The organism is Micromonospora sp. WMMD714, from assembly GCF_029581315.1.
GTDB lineage: Bacteria > Actinomycetota > Actinomycetes > Mycobacteriales > Micromonosporaceae > Micromonospora > Micromonospora rifamycinica.
Window position 1 is genome coordinate 3,904,807 of the sequence record NZ_CP120744.1, and the last position, 20,977, is coordinate 3,925,783.

General features: G+C 72.9%; 19 protein-coding genes and 2 pseudogenes. 9 read left to right on the plus strand and 12 right to left on the minus strand.

Going from position 1 to position 20,977, the window contains the following annotated elements; genetic code table 11:
- Positions 1-54 precede the first annotated feature (54 nt).
- Together O7625_RS17135 and O7625_RS17140 are read right to left on the minus strand one after the other, a co-directional pair.
- The gene (locus O7625_RS17135) at positions 55-873 is read right to left on the minus strand and encodes an ABC transporter ATP-binding protein (protein WP_067303417.1); all 819 of its coding nucleotides are present in this window, start codon (positions 871-873) and stop codon (positions 55-57) included.
- Entirely contained in the window at positions 866-1,759 is an 894-nt protein-coding gene (locus O7625_RS17140) for an ABC transporter permease (RefSeq protein ID WP_067303420.1), read from the minus strand. The genes O7625_RS17135 and O7625_RS17140 overlap by 8 nt, the downstream gene beginning before the upstream one ends.
- Positions 1,760-1,936: 177 nt before the next feature.
- Between O7625_RS17140 and O7625_RS17145 the strand changes: the two genes are divergently transcribed.
- The 5 genes and pseudogenes from O7625_RS17145 to O7625_RS17165 all read left to right on the plus strand — a co-directional run.
- Positions 1,937-2,575, plus strand: coding sequence for a TetR/AcrR family transcriptional regulator (locus tag O7625_RS17145; protein WP_282339874.1), 639 nt, complete (start codon positions 1,937-1,939; stop codon positions 2,573-2,575).
- 176 nt (positions 2,576-2,751) lie between these two features.
- Entirely contained in the window at positions 2,752-4,860 is a 2,109-nt protein-coding gene (locus O7625_RS17150; protein ID WP_282339876.1) for a DUF6077 domain-containing protein, read from the plus strand.
- Between the two features lie 214 nt (positions 4,861-5,074).
- Complete coding sequence (locus tag O7625_RS17155; RefSeq protein ID WP_282339877.1) at positions 5,075-6,829, plus strand: CDP-glycerol glycerophosphotransferase family protein; 1,755 nt, start codon at positions 5,075-5,077, stop codon at positions 6,827-6,829.
- A 152-nt stretch (positions 6,830-6,981) separates the two neighbouring features.
- On the plus strand, positions 6,982-7,638 hold the full coding sequence (locus O7625_RS17160) for a response regulator transcription factor (protein WP_067303428.1): 657 nt from the start codon (positions 6,982-6,984) through the stop codon (positions 7,636-7,638).
- 10 nt (positions 7,639-7,648) lie between these two features.
- Positions 7,649-9,007, plus strand: a pseudogene (locus O7625_RS17165) (HAMP domain-containing sensor histidine kinase); the annotation flags it as partial.
- 174 nt (positions 9,008-9,181) lie between these two features.
- On the opposite strand, the gene O7625_RS17170 reads toward O7625_RS17165, so the two are convergent.
- The 3 genes from O7625_RS17170 to yaaA form a co-directional block, all read right to left on the minus strand.
- Positions 9,182-10,084: a TAXI family TRAP transporter solute-binding subunit gene (locus O7625_RS17170; protein WP_282346988.1), complete on the minus strand. Its 903-nt coding sequence runs from the start codon at positions 10,082-10,084 to the stop codon at positions 9,182-9,184.
- Between the two features lie 147 nt (positions 10,085-10,231).
- Complete coding sequence (locus tag O7625_RS17175; protein ID WP_282339878.1) at positions 10,232-10,900, minus strand: hypothetical protein; 669 nt, start codon at positions 10,898-10,900, stop codon at positions 10,232-10,234.
- 96 nt (positions 10,901-10,996) lie between these two features.
- Positions 10,997-11,809 (minus strand): peroxide stress protein YaaA, encoded by an 813-nt coding sequence (yaaA, locus tag O7625_RS17180; RefSeq protein WP_282339880.1) that lies wholly within the window; start codon positions 11,807-11,809, stop codon positions 10,997-10,999.
- A 179-nt stretch (positions 11,810-11,988) separates the two neighbouring features.
- Here yaaA and O7625_RS17185 point away from each other — a divergent pair, with 179 nt between their 5' ends.
- Complete coding sequence (locus O7625_RS17185) at positions 11,989-13,029, plus strand: phosphatase domain-containing protein (protein ID WP_282339881.1); 1,041 nt, start codon at positions 11,989-11,991, stop codon at positions 13,027-13,029.
- 129 nt (positions 13,030-13,158) lie between these two features.
- Here the strand turns inward: O7625_RS17185 and glgB are convergent, their stop codons facing one another.
- The 5 genes and pseudogenes from glgB to O7625_RS17210 form a co-directional block, all read right to left on the minus strand.
- Positions 13,159-15,261, minus strand: a complete 2,103-nt coding sequence (gene glgB, locus O7625_RS17190) for a 1,4-alpha-glucan branching protein GlgB (protein ID WP_282339883.1) — start codon at positions 15,259-15,261, stop codon at positions 13,159-13,161.
- Entirely contained in the window at positions 15,249-17,477 is a 2,229-nt protein-coding gene (locus O7625_RS17195) for an alpha-1,4-glucan--maltose-1-phosphate maltosyltransferase (RefSeq protein ID WP_282339884.1), read from the minus strand. Before O7625_RS17195 ends, glgB begins: the two co-directional genes overlap by 13 nt.
- Before the next feature lie 205 nt (positions 17,478-17,682).
- Entirely contained in the window at positions 17,683-17,997 is a 315-nt protein-coding gene (locus O7625_RS17200) for a helix-turn-helix transcriptional regulator (protein WP_282272683.1), read from the minus strand.
- Positions 17,997-18,389 (minus strand): type II toxin-antitoxin system RelE/ParE family toxin, encoded by a 393-nt coding sequence (locus O7625_RS17205; protein WP_282339886.1) that lies wholly within the window; start codon positions 18,387-18,389, stop codon positions 17,997-17,999. The genes O7625_RS17200 and O7625_RS17205 overlap by 1 nt, the downstream gene beginning before the upstream one ends.
- A 150-nt stretch (positions 18,390-18,539) precedes the next feature.
- A pseudogene (locus O7625_RS17210) lies at positions 18,540-18,770 on the minus strand (maltotransferase domain-containing protein); the annotation flags it as partial.
- 168 nt (positions 18,771-18,938) lie between these two features.
- Between O7625_RS17210 and O7625_RS17215 the strand changes: the two are divergent.
- Both O7625_RS17215 and O7625_RS17220 read left to right on the plus strand, forming a co-directional pair.
- Entirely contained in the window at positions 18,939-19,247 is a 309-nt protein-coding gene (locus tag O7625_RS17215) for a hypothetical protein (protein WP_282339888.1), read from the plus strand.
- A 74-nt stretch (positions 19,248-19,321) separates the two neighbouring features.
- Positions 19,322-19,633, plus strand: a complete 312-nt coding sequence (locus O7625_RS17220; RefSeq protein ID WP_282339890.1) for a hypothetical protein — start codon at positions 19,322-19,324, stop codon at positions 19,631-19,633.
- A gap of 262 nt (positions 19,634-19,895) precedes the next feature.
- Here O7625_RS17220 and O7625_RS17225 read toward each other — a convergent pair whose 3' ends face one another.
- Both O7625_RS17225 and O7625_RS17230 read right to left on the minus strand, forming a co-directional pair.
- Positions 19,896-20,111, minus strand: a complete 216-nt coding sequence (locus O7625_RS17225) for a GntR family transcriptional regulator (protein WP_282339891.1) — start codon at positions 20,109-20,111, stop codon at positions 19,896-19,898.
- A 184-nt stretch (positions 20,112-20,295) separates the two neighbouring features.
- On the minus strand, positions 20,296-20,565 hold the full coding sequence (locus O7625_RS17230; RefSeq protein WP_282339893.1) for a winged helix-turn-helix domain-containing protein: 270 nt from the start codon (positions 20,563-20,565) through the stop codon (positions 20,296-20,298).
- A 211-nt stretch (positions 20,566-20,776) separates the two neighbouring features.
- Between O7625_RS17230 and O7625_RS17235 the strand changes: the two genes are divergently transcribed.
- Positions 20,777-20,974, plus strand: a complete 198-nt coding sequence (locus tag O7625_RS17235; RefSeq protein ID WP_282339895.1) for a hypothetical protein — start codon at positions 20,777-20,779, stop codon at positions 20,972-20,974.
- The last annotated feature ends 3 nt before the right edge of the window (positions 20,975-20,977 follow it).

The following is a 20,977-nucleotide window of genomic DNA, read 5'->3' on the forward strand; positions in this document are numbered from 1 at the left end:
GGGACGACGCGGTCCGTCGGGCACCGGGTCGATGCCGTACGTGCGCCCGGAATACTACTTGCCGTTGGCGAATGCCTCGTACGCCCGGATCACCTCGTCCGTGGGGCCGTCCATCCGGATCAGCCCCGACTCCAACCAGATCGTCCGTTCACAGGTGTCGCGTACCGAGGAGAGCTGGTGGCTGACCAGGAAGACCGTGCCGGCCCCCTCGCGCAGTTCCCGGACCCGCTGCTCGCTGCGCTTGCGGAAGCCCTTGTCGCCGGTGGCGAGCGCCTCGTCGATCAGCAGCACGTCGTGCTTCTTGGCGGCGGCGATGGAGAACCGCAGCCGGGCCGCCATGCCCGAGGAGTACGTCCGCATCGGCAGGCTGGCGAAGTCGCCCCGCTGGTTGATCCCGGAGAACTCGATGATCTCCGGCGTCATCCGGGCCACGTCGTCGGGCTGCATCCCCATCGCCAGGCAGCCCAGCGTGACGTTCCGCTCCCCCGACAGGTCGTTGAGCAGGGCGGCGTTCACCCCGAGCAGGGACGGCTGGCCCTGGGTGTAGACCGCGCCCCGGTTGACCGGGAGCAGCCCGGCGATGGTCCGCAGCAGGGTGGACTTGCCGGAGCCGTTGCTGCCGATCAGGCCGATCGCCTCACCCCGGTACGCGGTGAAGGAGACCCCCTTGACCGCGTGCACCTCCTGGATGTTGGGCGCGGACGAGCGCTTGACCAGCCGGCGCAGCGCGGCCACCGGTGTGCTCCCGCCGCCGGCGCCCTTGTGCACCCGGTAGATCACGTGCGCGTCGTCCACCACCACGGTGGGGATCCGCTCGACGACCCGGGGCAGGGTCACGGTGACGTCGTTGGACGTCTCGTACCGGTCATCCACGGCCGTACTCCTGTTCGCCGCGCCAGAAGTAGACGTACCCGGCGATCCCGCCCAGCAGCGCCCAGCCGGCCGCCACCAGCCAGAGCTGGGTCAGCGACTCGTTGAGCAGTGGCGCCTGCTCCAACAGGGCGTACCGGGCCAGCTCGATGTAGACCAGGATCGGGTTGAACTGGATGAGCGTCGAGGCCCACTCCGGCAGCCGGTCGAACAGTTTGACGCTGTAGAGCACCCCGGAGCCGTACATCCAGGTGCGCAGGATGAACGGCATGACCTGCTTGAGGTCGCTGGCCTTGGAGCCCATCCGGGCGACGACCATCACGACCCCGGCGTTGAAGGCCGCCTGGAGCAGCAGGGCCGGCGGCAGCATCAGCCAGCCCAGGGTGAGCGGCTCGCCGGTCACCAGCACGATGCCGATCAGCACGATCATCGAGGCCAGCAGCTGCTGGAACTGGGTCAGCGTGGCGGCCAGCGGCAGGCAGGCCCGGGGGAAGTGCAGTGCCCGGATCAGCCCCAGGTTGCCGCTGATCGACTGGGTGCCGGCCAGCACCGCGCTCTGGGTGAAGTTGAAGATGAACAGCCCGGTGGTCAGGTACGCGATGAAGTTCGGGATGGTGTTCTGCCCGAGCACCACGCCGAAGATCAGGTAGTAGACGGCGGCGTTGGTCAGCGGGGTGAGCACCTGCCAGATCTGGCCCAGCTTGGCGTTGCTGTACGAAGCGACCAGTTTGGCGTTGGCGTACGCGGCGGTGAAGTGCCGGTAGGCCCACAGTCTGCGGCTGTACTCGGTCAGGGAGGGGCGCTCGCCGGCGACCCGTAGTCCGTGCCGAGCGGCCAGCTGCGCCTGGGTCAGGCCCGTTTCGGGGTCGACCAGCGCGGTGGTGGCCATGGGAAGGGCGCTCCGATCTTTCGTACCAACGGGATGCGCGCGACGATGGATTCGGTGGGCTGGCACGGTGCCGGGGCAGCCTCGTCGCTGCGTGGACGGTAGTCCATAACACGTCGGGACGCAACCGTACCGTCGTTGCGCTACATTAGCCCACGTGACAGGTGCGAAGAGTTCCCGATGACCAGCGACAAGAGGCGTGCGCCGGCCGGTGCGGCGGTGCTGAGGGGAGACATCACCAGGGCCATCCGCCGTGCGCTGATGCAGGAACTCGCCGCGGTCGGGTACGGGCGGCTCTCCATCGAGGCGGTCGCCCGACGGGCCGGGGTCGGCAAGACCGCCATCTACCGGCGGTGGAGTTCGAAGCTGGACCTGGTGATCGAGACCGTGGTCGCCGCCGCCGGCAGCAAACTGCCGGCGCTGGACACCGGCAGCCTGCGCGGCGACCTGACCCTGCTGTTCCAGGTGGTCGCCCACGCGCTGAGTCATCCACTGGCCTCGCAGATCATCCCCGACCTGCTCGCCGAGGCGGCCCGCAACCCGACCATCGACGAGACCCTCCAGCAGCTGCTGCGGGCCAAGCAGCAGGAGATCGGCGGACGGCTGATCAGCCTCGCCGTGGAGCGGGGCGAGCTGCCCTCCGACACCGACGCCGACGCGGCCGTCGACCTGATCGTCGGCCCGCTGTACTGGCGGCTGGCCATCGCCCGTACCCCGCTCACCCCGACCTACCTGGACCTGCTGGTGGAGTCGGTGGCCATCGGGCTGACCGCGAACGGCACGGTGCCCCGGCAACGGGAGGCGCCGGTGCCGCGCTGACCGGTTCCGCACCCCACCAGGTCACCTCCGCGACGCCGCCACGCCGCCCGCCGGCCAACTCCGGACGGTGGTTGCGGTTACCCTGCTGTGCGGACCGCAGCCGGGCGGCCGCCCTCGTGGACCGCCGCCCGCCCACCGCACGACCCTCGCGCACCGTACGACGACAAGGACGAACCGTGCCGAACGCCGACCCCGTTGCCGTCGCGCCGCCGCCCCCCGCGCCGCCCTCCGCCGCGCCGGCCGCCGGCCGACCGCAGCCCGCACGTCGACTGCGGTCGGCGCTCGCCGCCACCCCGGCCGTCGTCACCGACGCCGCGGTGCTGGGCTTCGCGCTGTGGACGGTGCTCTACCACGTGTCCTTCCTGTTCGAGCTGCGCCCGTCGGTGACCTTCCTGGGCTGGATCGTCGGCTGCGTCCTGCTCGCCGGGCTGGCCGGGGTGCGGGCCGTCCGCCGCAGCCGCGCCGCCGCCACCACCCCGGGCGCCCCGACCGTGCCGGCCGGCGACACCGCGCCGGCCGGTGGGACGGGTCAGCCGCGTCGCTGGCTGCTGCCGGTGGTCGCCGCCGGGGTGGTGGCCGCCGTCACCGCCGGCCTCGCCGGCACCCCGGCCGGCGACGTGCTGTCCTGGTGGATCCCGGCCGCCGCCGGGGCCGCCGCGGGCATCGGGGCCATGCTGCTCACCCGCCGGGCCTGGCGGGCCGACGACGCGGCCCCGCCCGGCCCGCCCACCCCCACCGCCCTCCAGTCCGGGTACGCGCTGCTGATCTCGGTCGGGGTGGCGATCTCCTCGCTCTACCTGGCCCGCAACACCCCGGACGACGTCTACTACGTCGGCAAGACGGTCTGGGTGGCCGAGCGTGACCTGGTGCCCACCAACGACTTCCTGTTCACCGAGAACGTCGCCCCGGCGATGGGCTCGCTGCCGCCCACCCCGTCGATCGAGGTGTTCGACGGCGCGCTCGCGCACGTGCTCGGCATCCACGGCGCGTCCGCCACCTGGTACCTCGCACTGCCGGTGATGGCGGTGCTGGCCGTCCTGGCGCTGTGGCGGCTCACCCACCGGTGGGCCCCGCGCCGGCCGGTGCTCGCGTTCAGCGTCGCGGTGACCTACCTCTACCTGGTGGCCGGCTCGGACGCCGCGCTCGGCACCTTCCACCTGCCCCGGCTCTACGAGGGCAAGGGGATGTTCGTCTCGGCGGTCATCCCGTTGATGTGGCTCTACCTCACCGAGTGGTTCGACACCCGGTCCCGCCGCTCGCTGCTGCTGGTCTTCGCGCTCTCGGTCACCGCCGCCGGCCTCACCACCACCTCGGCGATCATCCTGCCGATGCTGGTCGGCGCGGCCGGGCTGGCGATGCTGCTGGTCGGCCGGTGGAAGGACGCGGTGCTCGGCGGGCTGGCCGCGGTGGCGTACCCGGTGGGGGCGATCGTGGTGTCCCGGCTGGTGCTGGGCGGGATGGACGCGGCCGGCGCGGACGACGCCTTCTTCGACGCCGAGTACACCTACCGGCGCACGCTGCTGGTCGGGATCGTCGGGGTGATCAGCGGCCTGGCGCTGTGGTGCGGTCCGCTGCTGGCCCGCCGCCGCACCCCGGCGCTGCTGGCCGCCGGGGCCGCCCTGGTGATGAGCGTGCTGCTGGTGCCCGGCGTGCTGGAGACGCTCGGCGCGCTGACCGGCATCTCCGTGGTGCTCTGGCGGGTGCCGTGGCTGCTCGCCCTGCCGACCCTGATCGGCCTGCTCTGCACGGTGTCCGTGCCGTCGCCGTCGCGGCTGCTGCGCGGCGCGGTCGGCGGCCTGGTCGCCGCGGCGATGGTCGCCTCGTTCGCCGTCTGGGCCACCCCGATGTGGTCGCCGGACAGCTGGGTGGAGACGCACACCCGCCCCACCTGGAAGCTGCCCCAGCAGCGGCAGAAGATCGCCTTCTGGATCGCCGGGCAGGACCGGCCGGACGGGCTGGTCCTCGCCCCCTCGACGATCATGCGGACCTCACTGATCGTCACCAGCCGGGTCCGGGTCGTCCTGCCCCGCGACTTCTACCTGGTGGAGTACGACCTGAACTCCGACTTCGCCAAGGACCGGCTACTGCTGGCCCACTTCGCCGACGGGCGGGAGAAACCCGACCGGGAGCAGGTCGGCGCTGCCGTGGAGCGGCTCGGCGTGGGCACCATCTGCGTCTACAACGGCAACCGGTACGCCCGCGACATGGCCGTCGAGCTGGGCTTCGAGAAGCTGGCCAGCCGCCCCGGGCCGGGCGCGACAACCTGCTACGGCCGGTCGGGCTGAGCGACGGACGTCTGGTGCCACCCGGGAGGTATCGTCGCGTCTGCCCGAAATGGACCTGGATACCCGAGCGACACCGGGACGTCCGCTCACGTTAAAGTCGCAGTCACCCGCAGGCCGCTCGGTCGGTCGCGGTGCTGCGGTCACGCCCGTCGGACGACGACGACGCAGACCGTCGGGCCCCGCCCGTCATCGATCTCGTAGGGAGCGTCCTCCTTTGTTCGGCACGTTACTGGAACGCACCGGCACCGCCGCCCGAGGCGCCCTGCTGGTGCTGTCCTACCTGGTCATGCTCGTCGCGGGCGGCTTCGGATGGGTGGCCCTGTTCGCCGTGGCCGGGCTGGTCGCGGTGGTCGGCGAGTACGCCGTCACCCGCTGGTCGCCGCCCTCGGAGACGCTGCTGGAGAAGGTCGGCCTCAACCGGGGCTACCGGCAGCTGAGCCGTGACCTGGCGACCGTGCTGCTGGTCGCCACCACGGTCCCGCTCACCCGGGCCGAGCTGACCTGGCTGCTGGTGCTCCCGGCGGCGGTCTGGGTGATCGCCGTCTTCGCGGGCGCCCTGAACACCATGATCGACCGGCGGAACCCGGTCTCCGCGCTGGTCCGCAACATCGAGCTGGGTCCGATCCGCTCGGCCCCCCGCCCGCCGGGCTGGATCGCCGACCTGGCCGGTGTGCAGCTCGCCGTGCTCAACGTACTGCTGATCCCCGCCGCCGTGGTGGTGGCGGTCCGCGCCGACGCCACCCCCGTGCTCGCGGTCGCCGCGGTGGCCGCCGGGCTCGCCGCGCTGATCGGCGCGGTGGTCGCGGTGACCTGGCTGCGCGGCCGGGGCACCGGCAAGAGCCCGGTGCTGCCGGTGCTCCAGCGCTGGCTCGACGGCTACCGCCCCGAGGTCGCGCTCTACTTCGCCGGCCCGGCCAAGGACGTCTACCAGGCCAACATGTGGCTGGCCCCGACCGAGGCGCTGGACCAGCGGGCCGTCGTGCTGATGCGCAGCAGGGAGGCGTTCTTCGAGCTGGCCGACACCCGGCTGCCGGTGATCTGCGTGCCGACCGGGCCGGACTTCATGAACCTCGAGTTGGGCACGGTCCGGGCCGCCCTCTACGCGGCGAACGTCGGCGCGAACATCCACATGCTCCGCGAGCCGGGTATGAAGCACGTCTTCGTCGGCCACGGCGACAGCGACAAGCAGGCCAGCGTCAACCCGTACAGCAAGGTGTACGACGAGGTCTGGGTCGCCGGGCTGGCCGGCCGGGAGCGGTACGCGCGGGCCGCGGTGGGCGTCCGGGACGACGACATCGTGGAGATCGGCCGGCCGCAGCTCGCCGGGGTGCACACCTTCGGCTCGACCGCCCCCGACCGGCCGTTCACCGTCCTCTACGCCCCCACCTGGGAGGGCTGGCTGGACGACGACCCCTACCACACCTCGCTGGTGCTGATGGGGGAGCGGATCGTCCGGGGTGTGCTGGCCTCGCCGCAGGTGCGGCTGGTCTACAAGCCGCACCCGCTGACCGGCTCCCGGTCCAAAGAGGCCAAGGCGGTGCACGAGCGCCTGGTGTCGCTGATCCGGGCCGCCGGTGGTGACCCGGACGCCGGCTCGCTGGACGGCCCCGGACACCGGGTGGTCACCGGCCGGGTGCCCGCCCTGTTCGACTGCTTCAACCAGACCGACCTGCTGATCAGCGACATCTCCAGCGTGGTCTCCGACTTCGTGCAGAGCCAGCGGCCGTACGTGGTGGCCAACCCGAGCGGGCTGCCCGAGGACGAGTTCCGGCGGGAGTTCCCCACCTCCCGGGGGGCGTACCTGCTCTCCCGGGACTGCGGCGAACTGCCGAAGATCCTGGCGCTGACCCGGGCCGGTGACGACCCGATGACCGAGGCCCGGCGGGATCTCAAGACCTACCTGCTCGGCCCGGCCGAGGCCAACCCGATGGACCGGTTCCAGGAGGAGATCGGCCGGCTCTGCCGCTGACCGACCGGAGCGCGGGACCTGGGACGACCACTCGTCCCAGGTCCCGCGTCGTTCCCCCGGCGGCCGGGCGTCCGGGGTCCGGCCCGTTTCCTCCGGCCCGGCGCTTCTGCCACCATTCGCTCGTCATCTCGTACGACGAAGGGGAGTCACCGGTGCGGATCCTGCTGGTCGAGGACGACCGACGGGTGGCTGCCGCCCTCGCTTCGGCGCTGACCCGCCGGGGCTACGAGGTCGAGCACGCGGCCACCGTCGCCGCCGCGCTCTCCGCCGCCCCCTGCGACCTGGTCCTGCTCGACCTCACCCTGCCGGACGGGGACGGCACCGAGGTGTGCCGGGAGTTGCGGCGACGCAGCAGCCAGCTCGGCATCATCGCGGTCACCGCCCGGGGCGAGGAACGCGACCGGGTGCTCGGGTTGCGGCTCGGCGCCGACGACTACGTGGTGAAGCCGTTCTCCATGGTGGAGCTGCAGGCCCGGATCGAGGCGGTGCTGCGGCGGGCCGCCCACGCCCCGCCGGCGCCGGACCTCATCGAGGTCGGTCCGGTCCGCATCGACGTGTCCGCCCGGACGGTCACCGTCGGCGGCCGACCGGCGGCGCTGACCCGTAAGGAGTTCGACATCCTGCTCTCGCTGGCCCGCCAGCCCGGCACGGCGGTGCCCCGGGACCGGATCCTGCTCGACGTCTGGGGCACCACCTGGGCCGACCGGCACACCGTCGAGGTGCACGTCGGCTCGCTGCGGGGCAAGCTGGGCGACCCCCGGCTGGTGGAGACGGTCCGCGGGGTCGGCTACCGGCTCCGGGCCGCGTGAGGGGCAGCCGGTGCGTCGTCGACTGGTGATCAGCTACCTGCTGCTGATGGTGCTGGTGCTCCTGGCGTTGGAGACCCCGCTCGCGGCGACCCTGGCGTCCCGGGAGACCGACCGGGTGCGCGCCGACCGGCTGGCCGACGCGACCCGGTTCGCCTCGCTGGCCGGGCCGGCGTTGCGCGGCGGCGGCGCCGGGCCGTTGACCGGCGAGCTCGTCAGCTACGACCAGTTGTACGGCATCGGCGCGGCGGTGGTCGACCGGGACGGCCGGACGCTGGTGGTGTCGGCCAGTTGGAACTCCGGTCGGGACACCCGGGCGGCCCTGGACAGCGCGTTGGCCGGGCAGCAGTTCAACGGGCCGGACTCGGTCTGGCCGTGGGTGGACGGTCCGCTGGTGGTGGCGGTGCCGATCAACGACGGCGGTGAGGTGCTCGGCGCGGTGGTCACCGCCACCCCGGTGGCGAAGGTACGTCGGACGGTCACCGCCTGGTGGCTGCTGCTCGCCGGGATCGGGCTGCTCGCCGTGCTGGCCTGCGTCTCCACCGCGTTCGGGTTGGCCGGTTGGGTGTTGCGCCCGGTGACCGAGCTGGACGCGGTGACCCACGAGATCGCCGAGGGGGACCGGGGCGCCCGGGTGCAGGACCGGTGGGGTCCGCCGGAGCTGCGCCGGCTGGCGGCCAGCTTCAACCACATGGCGGCGGTGGTCGCCGACGTGATGGACCGGCAACGGGCCTTCGTCGCCCACGCCAGCCACCAGCTCCGCAACCCGTTGACCGCGCTGCGGCTGCGGGTGGAGGAGCTGGGGCCGAGCGTGACCGACCAGGACGGCCGGGCCGAGCACCGGCTGGCCCTGGAGGAGACCGACCGGTTGGCGCTGGTCCTCGACGGGCTGCTCACCCTGGCCCGGGCCGAGCGCGAACAGAACGAGCGGGTGACCGTGGACGCGGCGGCGGTGGCCGCCTCCCGGGTCGCCGCGTGGCAGCCGCTGGCCCGGCACCGGTCGGTCACCCTGCGCCTGGCGACCTGCGGCCCGGCGTACGCGCGGACCGTGCCGACCGCCGTCGACCAGGCGTTGGACGCGCTGATCGACAACGCGATCAAGTTCAGCGGTGCCGGTGGAGAGGTGACCGTGGCGGTCCGGCACGCCGACGGGGGCACCGCGCTGGAGGTGCGCGACACCGGCCCGGGGATGACTCCCGGCCAGCTCGACCAGGCCACCGAGCGGTTCTGGCGGGCACCGGACGCGCAGAACATCGACGGTGCCGGCCTCGGCCTGACGATCGTGGCGGTGCTGGTGGACGCGTCCGACGGCCGGCTCACCATGCACCCCGGCGAACCGTGCGGCCTGGTCGCCGAGCTGTGGTTCCCGGCCCCGCCCGAGACCGACCCGCCGTCGCAGGCCGCCGACCCGCCGTCGCACCCTGCCGGGCCGCCGTCGCCCGTCGCCGGGCCGGCCGGAGCCGACGTGTCGGCCCCGCCGGCCGGGCCGGCGGCGGCCACCGAGGACGGGCCGCCGGCCGCCGCGGGCACCGGGGCGGGCTGAGCGTCAGGGTTTGGCGGACCGGTACCAGTCGGCCGCGCCGGGGTGCAGCGGCAGCGGGGTGGTGGCGATCGCCGAGCGGGGGCTCATCCGCCCGGCCGCCGGATGGGCGGTGGCCAGCTCCGCCCGGCGCTCCATCAGCAGCCGGGTCACCTCCCGCACCAGCGGCTCCGGCAGGTCCGCCCGGACGACCAGGTAGTTGGGGTTGGCGACGGTGGTGACCGGGTCCACCCCGTACACCGAGCGGGGGATGTCCCGGGAGACGTAGACCTCCCGGTAGCTGCGGCGCAGCGGCTCGGTCCACTCGCCCAGGTCCACCAGCCGGATCGAGGTGGCGTCGGCGAGCGCCGCCACCCCGCGTACCGGCAGGCCGCCGGAGAAGAAGAAGGCGTCGATCCGGCCGGCCCGTAGCGCGGCCACCGAGTCGTCCAGGCCGAGGTGTTCCCGGCGGACCTGGTCGCCGCCGAGTCGTGCCACCTCCAGCAGGCGGGTCGCGGTGATCTGGGTGCCGGAGCCGGCGGCGCCCATCGAGACCCGCCGCCCGCGCAGGTCGGCGACGTCGCGGATCGGGCCACCGGCGGTGGTGACCAGGTGGAGCAGGTCGTCGTAGACGCGGGCCACCGCGAGCACCTTCGGTGGGTCGGCCGGGTTGGTGTCCAGCACGTCGGCCTGGGTGAAGCCCAGTTCGGCGGCGCCCGAGCCGACGAGCTGGACGTTCTCGGCGGAGGCGGCGGTGACCACCACACTGGCCCGGACGCCGGGCAGCTCGCGGTTGAGGACGGTGGCCAACGACCGGCCGAAGGCGTAGTAGACGGCGGTCGGGCTGCCGGTGGCGATCCGGATCGGGACCGGTTCGTCGGGGGAGTCCCGGCAGCCGGCCAGCCCGCCGAACGCGACGACCAGCAGCATCAGCAGCACCGCGCCGGCGGAGGTGGCCCGCCGGCCGCGTCCGGTCCGGCCACGACTCACGCGGTGCACTCTGCGCTGTCACCGCCTCCGGCGCAAGCTCAGCCGGTCGGGGCGGTCGGTCCGGGGTGGGTGGGAGGTGACGGGGGGTCAGCCTCCGGTGGGGAGCCGGGCGGGGGACAGCGCGGCCCGTTCCAGGATCCGCAGCCGGTCCGGGCCGTCGGCGACGCTCACCACCAGGCAGCCGGCCCCCGGCCGCAGCAGCGCCGACACCTCCAGCAGGGACGCCGACCGGACCAGCACCGCGGCCAGCTCCCGGTCGGCCAGGCGGATGCCGAGGATGTGCCGTCGCACGTGCCGGCCGCCGGCCATCAGCGCCGAGCGCCAGGCCGCCGCGGCGAGCCGGGTCCGCCAGGCGGCCCGGGGGGTGGAGGAACCCACGGCCGGGCCGAGCAGTTCCCGCCGCCCCTGCCGCCAACCCGTCTCGCGCAACACCGCGTAGCCGGTGCGGCGGTCGGCCGGCACGTGCAACCGGTGCAGCTCGTAGCGGCGGCGCAGGCCACCGGTGACCACCTCGTGCTCGACCGGCACGTCGAGCCGGGCCAGCAGCTGCCGCATCCGCAGCGCGGCGTCCTCCCGATTGAACTCCACCACGCCCCGGTCCGGTGGCGGGGTCGGGCCGGGGCGGGTGACCGCCGGTGCCGGCGTGCAGCGCACCAGGCAGGCCACCTCGAAGGCGTCGGCCAGGGTCATCCAGTCCAGTGGCGGCGGGGTCGAGGGGAGTCGTGGCCGGTCGAGCAGGCGGGGTTCGGGGGTCATCGGACCGCTCCTTCTCGGTTTCGGGTTCCCTTACGGTCGCCTGCCGGTCCCGCCGTCTCCAGCCATCCGCACCGGAATTGAGGAAATCTTGCGTTCCTACAGGTCGGTGACCACCACGTCGACCCGCCGGGGGCGGCCCGCCGTCACCGGCTGCTCCTCGACCGGGTACTTCAGGTCACGCAGGGCGCCGACCAACGCGGTCGCGGTGCGTGGCCGGGCCCCGGCCAGCAGTAGATCGCGGACCAGCCGGCCCTTGGTCGCCTTGTTGAAGTGGCTCACCACCGTGCGTTCGCCCGGCCGGCGCTCGTGCAGCACCCGCACGGTGACCGTCCGCCCGGCCAGTTCCGCCGGAGGGGTCCAGGTCGCCGCGTAGGCGGCGGAGCGCAGGTCCAGCACCGGACCGCCGCCGGCCGCCGCCGTCAGCACCGGCGACAACACCCCGCGCCAGTACGCCGACAGCGCCCCCACCCCCGGCAACCGCGCCCCGATCGGGCACCGGTACGGCGGGATCCGGTCGGTGAGCCGTACCGCGCCCCACAGCCCCGAGCTGACCAGCACCGAGCGGCGGGCCGCCCGCAGCGCCCCCGGCGGCAGGGTGGCCAGGCCGAGCGCCTCGTAGAGCACGCCGGTGTACACCTGCCCGGCCGGTGCGGTGGCGGCCCGGTCCAGCCGGGCGTTTCGGGCCAGCTCGCCGCGCTGGCCGGCGGTCAGCCCGAGGGCGGCCAGCGCGGCGTCCCCGGCATCGGCGGTCTCTTCCGACCGGCCGGCGGCGGCACTGAGCGCCATCAGCGCGGTCAGCACCTCCTCCCGCGCCGGGGTCAGCTCGGGCAGGGAGAGCCGGGTCAGGTCGAGCCGGCGACCGGTGCCGGTGTCGGCCTTCCCCTCGGAGGGCGGCAGCAGGATGAGCACCCGCAGAGCGTACGGGCCGGGGTCGGCGGCACCGCCGTACGACGCCCACCGGGTGGCGCACCCGACAACCGGCCGTCCCGTCCCACCGGGGGCGACCTGGGGCGGCCCGGCCGACCCGCCCCGGTGTGCTCCCGGTCGCTCGCCTGGCCGCTGCCGGAGTCCTGTGGCAGGGTTGCAGCGTGCCCTCCACCACCGCGAGCCAGCTGGCCGTACCCACCCTGCACCGGGCCGCGCGGATCGAGGACGCCCTGCACCAGCTGGTGGAACGCCGGCTGCGGCGCACCGGTTGGCAGCCCAACATCGTCGCCTACGCCGGTTACGGCGCCCCCGGTTGGGCGCGGGTGCTGTGCCGGGTGCTGCTCAGCCGCCCCGACCGGCGCAAGGGTCGGCTGGAGAAGGTCCGCGGCTGGCGCAGCTTCGCCACCCTGCCCGCCAAGCACGTCGAGGTCACCATCGAGGCCGGGGACGGCGTGCACACCGCCCGCGCCGACCGCAGCGGTTTCGTCGACACCGTGGTCAAGGCCGACTTCACCCCCGGCTGGGCGTCGGTGCGGCTGCGGGTCGCCGACGCCGAACCGGTCGAGGCGCTGGTGCGGGTCATCGACCCGAAGGTGCGCCTGGGCATCCTCTCCGACATCGACGACACGGTCATGGTGACCGCGCTGCCCCGGCCGATGCTGGCCGCGTGGAACACGTTCGTCCTCGACGAGCATGCGCGCACGGCGGTCCCGGGCATGGCGGTGCTCTACGAGCGGCTGGTCACCGCCCACCCGGGCAGCCCGGTGTTCTACCTCTCCACCGGCGCGTGGAACGTCGCGCCGACGCTGACCCGGTTCCTGTCCCGGCACCTCTACCCGGCCGGTCCGCTGCTGCTCACCGACTGGGGGCCGACGGCCGACCGCTGGTTCCGCAGCGGCCGGGAACACAAGCGGGCCACCCTGGCCCGGCTGGCCGCCGAGTTCCCCGACGTCCGCTGGCTGCTGATCGGCGACGACGGGCAGCACGACCAGGAGATCTACCGGGAGTTCGCCGCCGCCCACCCGGAGAACGTCGCCGGGGTGGCGATCCGCAGGCTCTCCCCGACCCAGTCGGTGCTCGCCGGTAGCCTGCCGGTGCCCAACGACCGGCCGTCGTCGGCCGGGCCGGTGGGCCAGAAGTGGCTCTCCGCTCCCGACGGGGCCGGTCTGTGGAAGCTGCTCCGCGACGCCGGCCTGGTCTGACCCTGGTCCCACCCGGGGCGGGGCCGGCGGCCGTCGCCGTCGACCCCGTGCGGCGGCCCCGGCGGCCGTCGCCGTCAACCGCGTGCGGCGGCCCCGGCCGGTGCGCCCGGCACCCGGGCGGCCTGCCGGTCAGTCGCGGCGGAGCCAGATCACGCCGAGCGGGGGCACCCGCAGCGCCGCCGAGGCGGGCAGGCCGTGCCAGGGGACGTCCTGGGCGTGCACCGCGCCGAGGTTGCCCACCCCGGAGCCGCCGTAGTGGTGGGCGTCGGTGTTGATCACCTCGGTCCAGGTGCCGCCGGCCGGCAGGCCGACCCGGTAGGCCTCCAGCGGGCCGGCGGAGAAGTTGGCCACACAGACCAGGGTCGCGCCGTCCGGGGCGATCCGGATGAACGACGCCGCGTTGTTGGCGACGTCGTCCCCGGCGATCCAGCGGAACCCGGCCGGGTCGGTGTCCTGCGCCCACAGCGCCGGGGTGTCCCGGTAGGCGGCGTTGAGGTCGGCGACCAGCCGCTGCACCCCGGCCCGCGCCGGATCGTGCAGGAGGTACCAGTCCAGCCCGCGTTCTTCGCTCCACTCCCGGTCGTCACCCAGCTCGCAGCCCATGAAGAGCAGCTGCTTGCCCGGGTGCGCCCACATGTACGCCAGCAGCGCCCGCACGTTGGCCAGCCGCTGCCAGGTGTCGCCGGGCATCTTGCCGACCAGTGAGCCCTTGCCGTGCACCACCTCGTCGTGGCTGATCGGCAGCACGTAGTTCTCGCTCCACGCGTACGCCAGGGAGAAGGTGAGCTGGTGGTGGTGGTGCTGCCGGTAGATCGGGTCCTTCGAGGTGTAGAGCAGGGTGTCGTGCATCCAGCCCATGTTCCACTTGAAACCGAAGCCGAGCCCGCCGTCGCTGGTGGACCGGGTCACCCCGGGCCAGGCGGTGGACTCCTCGGCGATCATCACCACCCCGGCGTGGTGCTTGTAGACGGTGGCGTTGACCTCCTGCATGAAGGCGATCGCCTCCAGGTTCTCCCGGCCGCCGTGCTGGTTGGGCAGCCACTGCCCGTCGGGGCGGGAGTAGTCCAGGTAGAGCATCGAGGCGACCGCGTCCACCCGTAGGCCGTCGACGTGGAACTCGTCGCACCAGTACAGCGCGTTGGCGACCAGGAAGTTGCGCACCTCCCGGCGACCGAAGTCGAAGACGTAGGTGCCCCAGTCGGGGTGCTCGCCACGGCGCGGGTCGGGGTGCTCGTAGAGCGGGGTGCCGTCGAAGCGGGCGAGCGCCCACTCGTCCTTGGGGAAGTGCGCGGGCACCCAGTCGAGCAGCACCCCGATGCCGGCGGCGTGCAGCCGGTCCACCAGGTGCCGGAAGTCGTCCGGGTCGCCGAACCGGGAGGTGGGTGCGAAGTAGCCGGTGACCTGGTAGCCCCAGGAACCGCCGAACGGGTGCTCCATCACCGGCAGGAACTCCACGTGGGTGAAGCCCATCTCGGTGACGTACGCGGTGAGCTGGTCGGCCAGCTCCCGGTAGCCGAGGCCGGGCCGCCACGAGCCGAGGTGCACCTCGTACACGCTCATCGGTTCCCGGTGCGGCTGCCGGCGGGCGCGCTGCTCCAGCCACGTCGCGTCGGACCACTCGTAGCGGGACCGGTGCACCACCGAGGCGGTGGCCGGCGGCACCTCCGCGTACGCGGCCATCGGGTCGGCCTTGTCCCGCCACCGGCCGTCCGCGCCGAGCACCCGGTACTTGTACCGGGCACCCTCCGGCGCGCCGGGCACGAAGATCTCCCAGACGCCGCTGGAGCCGAGGCAGCGCATCGGCCAGCCCTCGTCGGCCCCCCAGCCGGTGAAGTCGCCGATGACCCGTACCCCCCGGGCGTTCGGCGCCCACACCGCGAAGGCGACGCCGCCGTCGCGGACCCGCGCGCCGAGCGCCTCCCAGAGCCGTTCGTGCCGGCCCTCGCCGATCAGGTGCAGGTCCAGCTCGCCCAGGGTCGGCGGGTGGCGGTACGGGTCGTCGGTGACCCATCCGTCGACCTCGACCCGGTAGTCGAGCACGCTGCCCTCGACGCGGGCCTCGAAGACGCCCGCGTCGTGCACCCGCTTCATCGGGTGCCGGTCGTCGCCGACGAGCAGCACCACGTCACCGGCGCCCCGCCGCATGGTGCGGATGGTGGTCCACCCGTCGGCGGGGTGCGCCCCGAGCAGGGCGTGCGGATCGTGGGTCGCGCCGGCGATCAGCTGGTCCATCTGGCGTCCTTCGAGGCGGGGTCGGTCGGGGTGCTGCCGGTGGTGGGACGGCCGGACCTGCGGCCGCCCTTCCCGGTGCGGCGGGCCGTGGTGGGGCGGGCCACGGCGGGGCCGGTCCCCGTCGGGGTGGCCGGCTGGTCGCCCTCCGGGGCGGGGGTGGTCGGCGCGGTGTCGCCGGAGAGTTCGTCGGGGACGTCGGCCACGGTCAGCTCGGCCGGCTCGGCCCCGGCCGGCTCCGGGGCGGGTGGTGCCGGCGGCCGGCGGACCGTCAGCACGTGCGCGGGTTGCAGGTACGGATCGAGCCGGACCGCGTTGCGCTGGCCCCACTCGTAGCCGGCCCCGGTCAGCTCGTCGTGCACGGTGAACCGCTCGTGCCAGTCGAAGCCCAGCGCCGGCATGTCCAGCGTGGTGTTGCCCCACTGCACGGTGTGCGAGTCGAACGAGCAGACCACGATGACCGTGTCGCCGGTGTCCGGGTCGTGCTTGGACCAGCAGAGCAGCGCCGGGTTGTCGATGTCGTGGAAGACCAGGTTGCGCAGCCGGTGCAGGGCCGGGTGCTCGCGGCGTACCCGGTTGAGGGTGGCGACGAACGGGGCGAGCGAGCGGCCGTGTGCCTGCGCGCCGGCCCAGTCCCGGGGCCGCAGCTCGTACTTCTCGTTGTCGAGGTACTCCTCCGCGCCGGGCCGCGCGACGTGCTCGAACAGCTCGAACCCCGCGTAGATCCCCCAGGAGGGGCTGAGCAGCGCGGCCAGCACCGCCCGGATCTTGAACATCGGCGGTCCGCCGTGTTGCAGGGACTCGTGCAGGATGTCCGGGGTGTTGGGCCAGAAGTTCGGCCGCATCCAGTCGACCGAGGCGACCAGCTCCTCGCAGTACTCCCGCATCTCGGCGGCCGTCGTCCGCCAGGTGAAGTAGGTGTACGACTGGGTGAAGCCGATCTTGCCGAGCCCGTGCATGATCGCCGGCCGGGTGAACGCCTCGGCGAGGAAGAGCACGTCCGGGTCGGTGCGCTTGACCTCGGCGATCAGCCAGTGCCAGAAGTCGAAGGGCTTGGTGTGCGGGTTGTCCACCCGGAAGATCCGGATGCCCTCGCCGATCCAGTGCCGCACCACCCGCAGCACCTCGGCCCGGATGCCGTCGGGGTCGTTGTCGAAGTTGACCGGGTAGATGTCCTGGTATTTCTTGGGCGGGTTCTCCGCGTACGCGATGCTGCCGTCGGCGCGGGTGGTGAACCATTCCGGGTGCTCGGTGACCCACGGGTGGTCGGGGGCGCACTGCAACGCCAGGTCCATCGCCACCTCCAGGCCCTGCTCGGCGGCGGCGGCGACGAACTCGCGGAAGTCCTCCGGCGAACCCAGGTCGGGGTGGATGGCGTCGTGGCCGCCCTCGGCCGCGCCGATCGCCCACGGCGAGCCGACGTCGTCGGGGCCGGCGGTCAGCGCGTTGTTGCGGCCCTTGCGGTTGACCCGGCCGATCGGGTGGATCGGCGGCAGGTAGAGCACGTCGAAGCCCATCGCGGCGACCCCGGGCAGCCGGTCCAGCGCGGTGACGAAGGTGCCCGAGCGGGCCGGGGCGTCGACGGTGGCCGGGATGGCGCCCTCGGAGCGGGGGAAGAACTCGTACCAGGCGGAGAAGAGCGCCCGGGGGCGGTCCACCCAGAGCCGGTGCGGCGTGCCGGTGGTGACCAGTTCCCGCACCGGGTGCGCCCAGAGCAGGTCGGCCAGGTCGAGGGCCGGGGCGACCCGTCGGGCCAGGTCGGCCTCCTTGTCGCCCAGCGCGGCCACCGCCGCCTCGACCCGCCCGACGTCGCCGGCCGGTACGAGCTCCAGCGCGGCGGTCAGCACCCGGACGCCCTCGGCCAGGTCGTTGGCCAGCTCGGCCGCGCCCTGCCCGGCGGCGACCTTCTTGGTCACCGCGTTCTGCCAGGTCAGGTACGGGTCCTGGAACGCCTCCACGGTGAAGGTCCACTCACCGACGGCGTCCGGGCGGATGGTGGCGTGCCACCGGTCCTGCCCCGGCTCGCCGGGGAGCATCCGGGTGAAGGGCCGGGTCGCGCCGTCCGGGCCGTGCCAGACCACGTTGCAGCCGAGCGCGTCGTGGCCCTCCCGGTAGGCACGTGCCGACACCGACACGAGTTCGTCGACGACCGCCTTGGCCGGGTGGCGACCGCAGGCGACGACGGGGGAGACGTCTTCGATCGGGAACCGTCCGCTCACCCGCTCAACCTACTGTGCGAGATCCCCTCGCGCTCGGTCCGGCTGGTCCGCCACCCGCTGGAAGGCCTGGTTTCCGCCTCTGACACGTATCGCCGTCCGGGTCGCCGACGCGGAGACCTGGGTCAGCGCCTGGTGCGCCACGTGCGCGGTGGTGGGGAGCAGACGTGGTCGAGAGCGTCTCTACCGATGACGCGCTGGGCCGAGGTCAGGCAATCTGACGGAGGTCGCTGCCGTAGTCGAAGATGATCCGCATCCGGGCGCCGAGGGCTCGTGCGTACCGGCTGAGGGTGGCCACCTCGTTGGCCTCCAGGTCGCCGTTCTCGATCTGGCTCACCCGGCCGGGCGTCACTCCCATCAGTTCGGCCACCTGTCGCTGGGTGAGGCCGAGGCGCTTCCGCTCCTCGGCAAGGTGGAACGCGCTGACCCACGCCTCGGTGCGTGCGCGCTCCACGTCCAGCGCGTCGTCGTCGCCGTCGTGTAGATCGGCGCGGATGTCGTCCCAGTCATGGAAGTCGCTCATCAGCCCTCCCTCCGTTTCCTCTCGACGGCAAGCCAACCTTCGTAGGTGACCTCCGCGATGGGGATCGCCTTCTCGTACCATCGCGTCCAGTCCCCGGACTTGTTGCCGGCGACCAACAGCACTGCCTGTGACCAGGGATCGAAGGCGAACAGGACGCGAATGGCGACTTCCCGCCCAGACCTCGGCCGCAACTCCTTGAGATTGCTGATGCTCGAACCCTTGAGAGTGTCGACCAGGGGTCGACCCAGACCCGGCCCGGTCTCGGCGAGCATGTCGATCGCCACGTTGACGGACCGGTACGCCCCCGGGTCGACCTTGCTCAGGGCACGTAACCAGTCACGGACATCGCCTGTCGTCCTGATCGCCCAGCGACGGGCGGGCTCGCTGGTCATGGCAAAACTATAGCCCGAGCTATACCAGGTGTGCCAACCAAGCCCGGCTCTCCGGCGGGTATTCGCCCTGCTGGATGCGGGCGTGCAGGTCGGCGGCGATCTTCCGGTGGCTCATCGGGATGGTCATGGAGCCTGCCTCCGTCCGGTAGTGCGGATGGTGGCGTGCCACCGGTCCTGCCCCGGCTCGCCGGGGAGCATCCGGGTGAACGGCCGGGTCACGCCGTCCGGGCCGTGCCAGACCACGTTGCAGCCGAGCGCGTCGTGGCCCTCCCGGTAGGCCCGCGCCGACACCGGCACCAGCTCGTCGACGACCGCCTTGGCCGGGTAGCGACCGCAGGCGACGACGGGGGAGACGTCTTCGATCGGGAACCGTCCGCTCACCCGCTCAACCTACTGTGCGAGATCCCCTCGCGCTCAACCAAGCGTCCCCTTCTCCCGCCGACCGCCCCGTCGGACGTCTGCCCAGCTCCGGACACGTGGCGTTGCGGGACGATCACCACGTGTGTATGGTCGGCCGGGTCAATCGACCGATCATGATCTGGAGGTAGGATGAATCGGCTCAAATCCCGCGCGGCGGCCCTCGTGGCGGGTGCCTCGATCGCCGGCCTCGCCGTGGGTGTGGTGCCCGGCACCGCCGCCCAGGCCGGTTACTACCAGTACCGCAAGTGCTCCGACGCGGTCTCGCTCTCCTTCTTCGTCGACAGCACCTCGTCGACCACGCGGTGGCCGCACTCGATCGGCTGGAACAACGTCATGTACGCGGCGCAGGAAGCCAACGGCCGCTACCACGTCTCGCTCTGGGACACCTCGGGTGACACCAACGGCTGGGTCAGCACCGCCTGGGTCCGGCCCTGCTGAATCGCCGGACCCACGGCACCGGCCGCGACACCCTCGCGGTCCGCACCAACCGACCCGACCACCCGGAGGTATCCATGAGTACGCTCGGCAAGCGCGCGTTCGCCCTGCTGGCGGTGACCGCCCTGACCAGCCTCGGCGCGACCGTGGCCACCGGTGGTGCCGCCCAGGCGGCCTACTACCAGTACAGCAAGTGCTCCACCGCCGTCAGCCTGTCCGTGTTCGTGGACAGCACCTCGTCGACCACGAAGTGGCCGCACTCGGTCGGCTACAACACCCGGATGTTCGCCGCGCAGGAGGCCAACGGCCGCTACCACGTCTCGCTGTGGAACGACAGCGGCGACACCAACGGCTGGGTCAGCACCGCCTGGGTCCGGCCCTGCTCGTAGTTCCCCGGTTTCGCGCAGGCGTCCGACCTGCCCGTAGCTCTCCGGCGGCTGCCGCGTGGCCGGCCGTGCGGTAGGTCCCTGCCCCCTTCAGGCCCCTGCCCCGCGTCGGATCCCCTCCCCGCGTCACCTGTCCGGAGGCACGCGTGCCCGGCTGGCATGTCCCTGCCAGCCGGGCACGTCGTATTGGCCAGTGGATGGCGCGGGGTGCTGTCTCCCGCCGCCGGGTAGCCCGCCGCATCCGCTGCGCCTGGGCGGGGACGCCTCAGGTGGCGGGGGTCGCGGCGATGTATAGGCCGGCCCCTTGGACGCCGACGATGATCCCGTGGGCCTGGAGGAGCATCACCGCTCGCTGCACGGTCGAGACGCTTGCCGAGTACAGCCGGGCCAGCTCGGCGTAGGTGGGCAGCCGGCTCTCCGGCGGGTACTCGCCCTGCTGGATCCGGGCGTGCAGGTCGGCGGCGATCTTCCGGTAGCCCATCGGGATGGTCAGGGAGCCTGCCTCCGTCCGGCAGTACTTTCGTCGGAGACCCGTATGACTGTCGGGCATTTTTATGCCTGACAGTCATACGACCTTCTGGAGAGTGGTACCCCCGTCGGGGTTACGCATTGTGCGGGCGGGCGATCTATTCCGGGCTGTCGGGCGCCCGGCAGCGGTTCCCGCGCTATGCGGGAGGCTTCGATGCCACGAACGACCCCTTGCCCTGTCGGGTGACGATCCAGCCGCGCTCCTCCAGGATGCGGAGGGCGTAGCGAACCGGCCAGGCGCTCGACTGGTACTGCTCGCGCAACTCCGCGATAGACGGCAACTTGTCATCGGGGTGAAGCGTGCCTGCCCGGATCGAAGCTGAGACATCAGCGATGATCTGCTCATACAGCGGTGCTTGCGGCATCGTGGAGCCACCTCTCGTCAGCACCCCGATCTTCGCACCCACAGTGACTTACCGTGCCTGCTCAGTTGACCCTGACGGCATTGCCTTCTATGTTGAGTGACGACAGCGGCTCTCTCGTCAGCAAACGGGGTGCCTCTGACCGGGGCGGGGTGGCTTCCATGCCAGGCCACTCCGCCCTGCCGTTTCGGCAACGCCGGTTCCCTGCTCAGGGCCGTGTGAACTGCATCTTTGGCGTGTCGGTGAGGAGGCCGGGATGGATGACCGTCCACGTGATGGGCTGGGGCGGGGGGCGTATCCGGTGCCGGGTGGTCCTGCGCCGCTGCCTGACGGCGACCGGGTGCCGGTGCCGGTCCGGCCGCGTCACCCGGCGCTGCGTCGGCGGCGGTTCGCCTACGGGGTGGCGGTCGCGGTGTGCGTACTCGTGCTGCTCGTGGTGGGGATCGTCCGGTGAGCG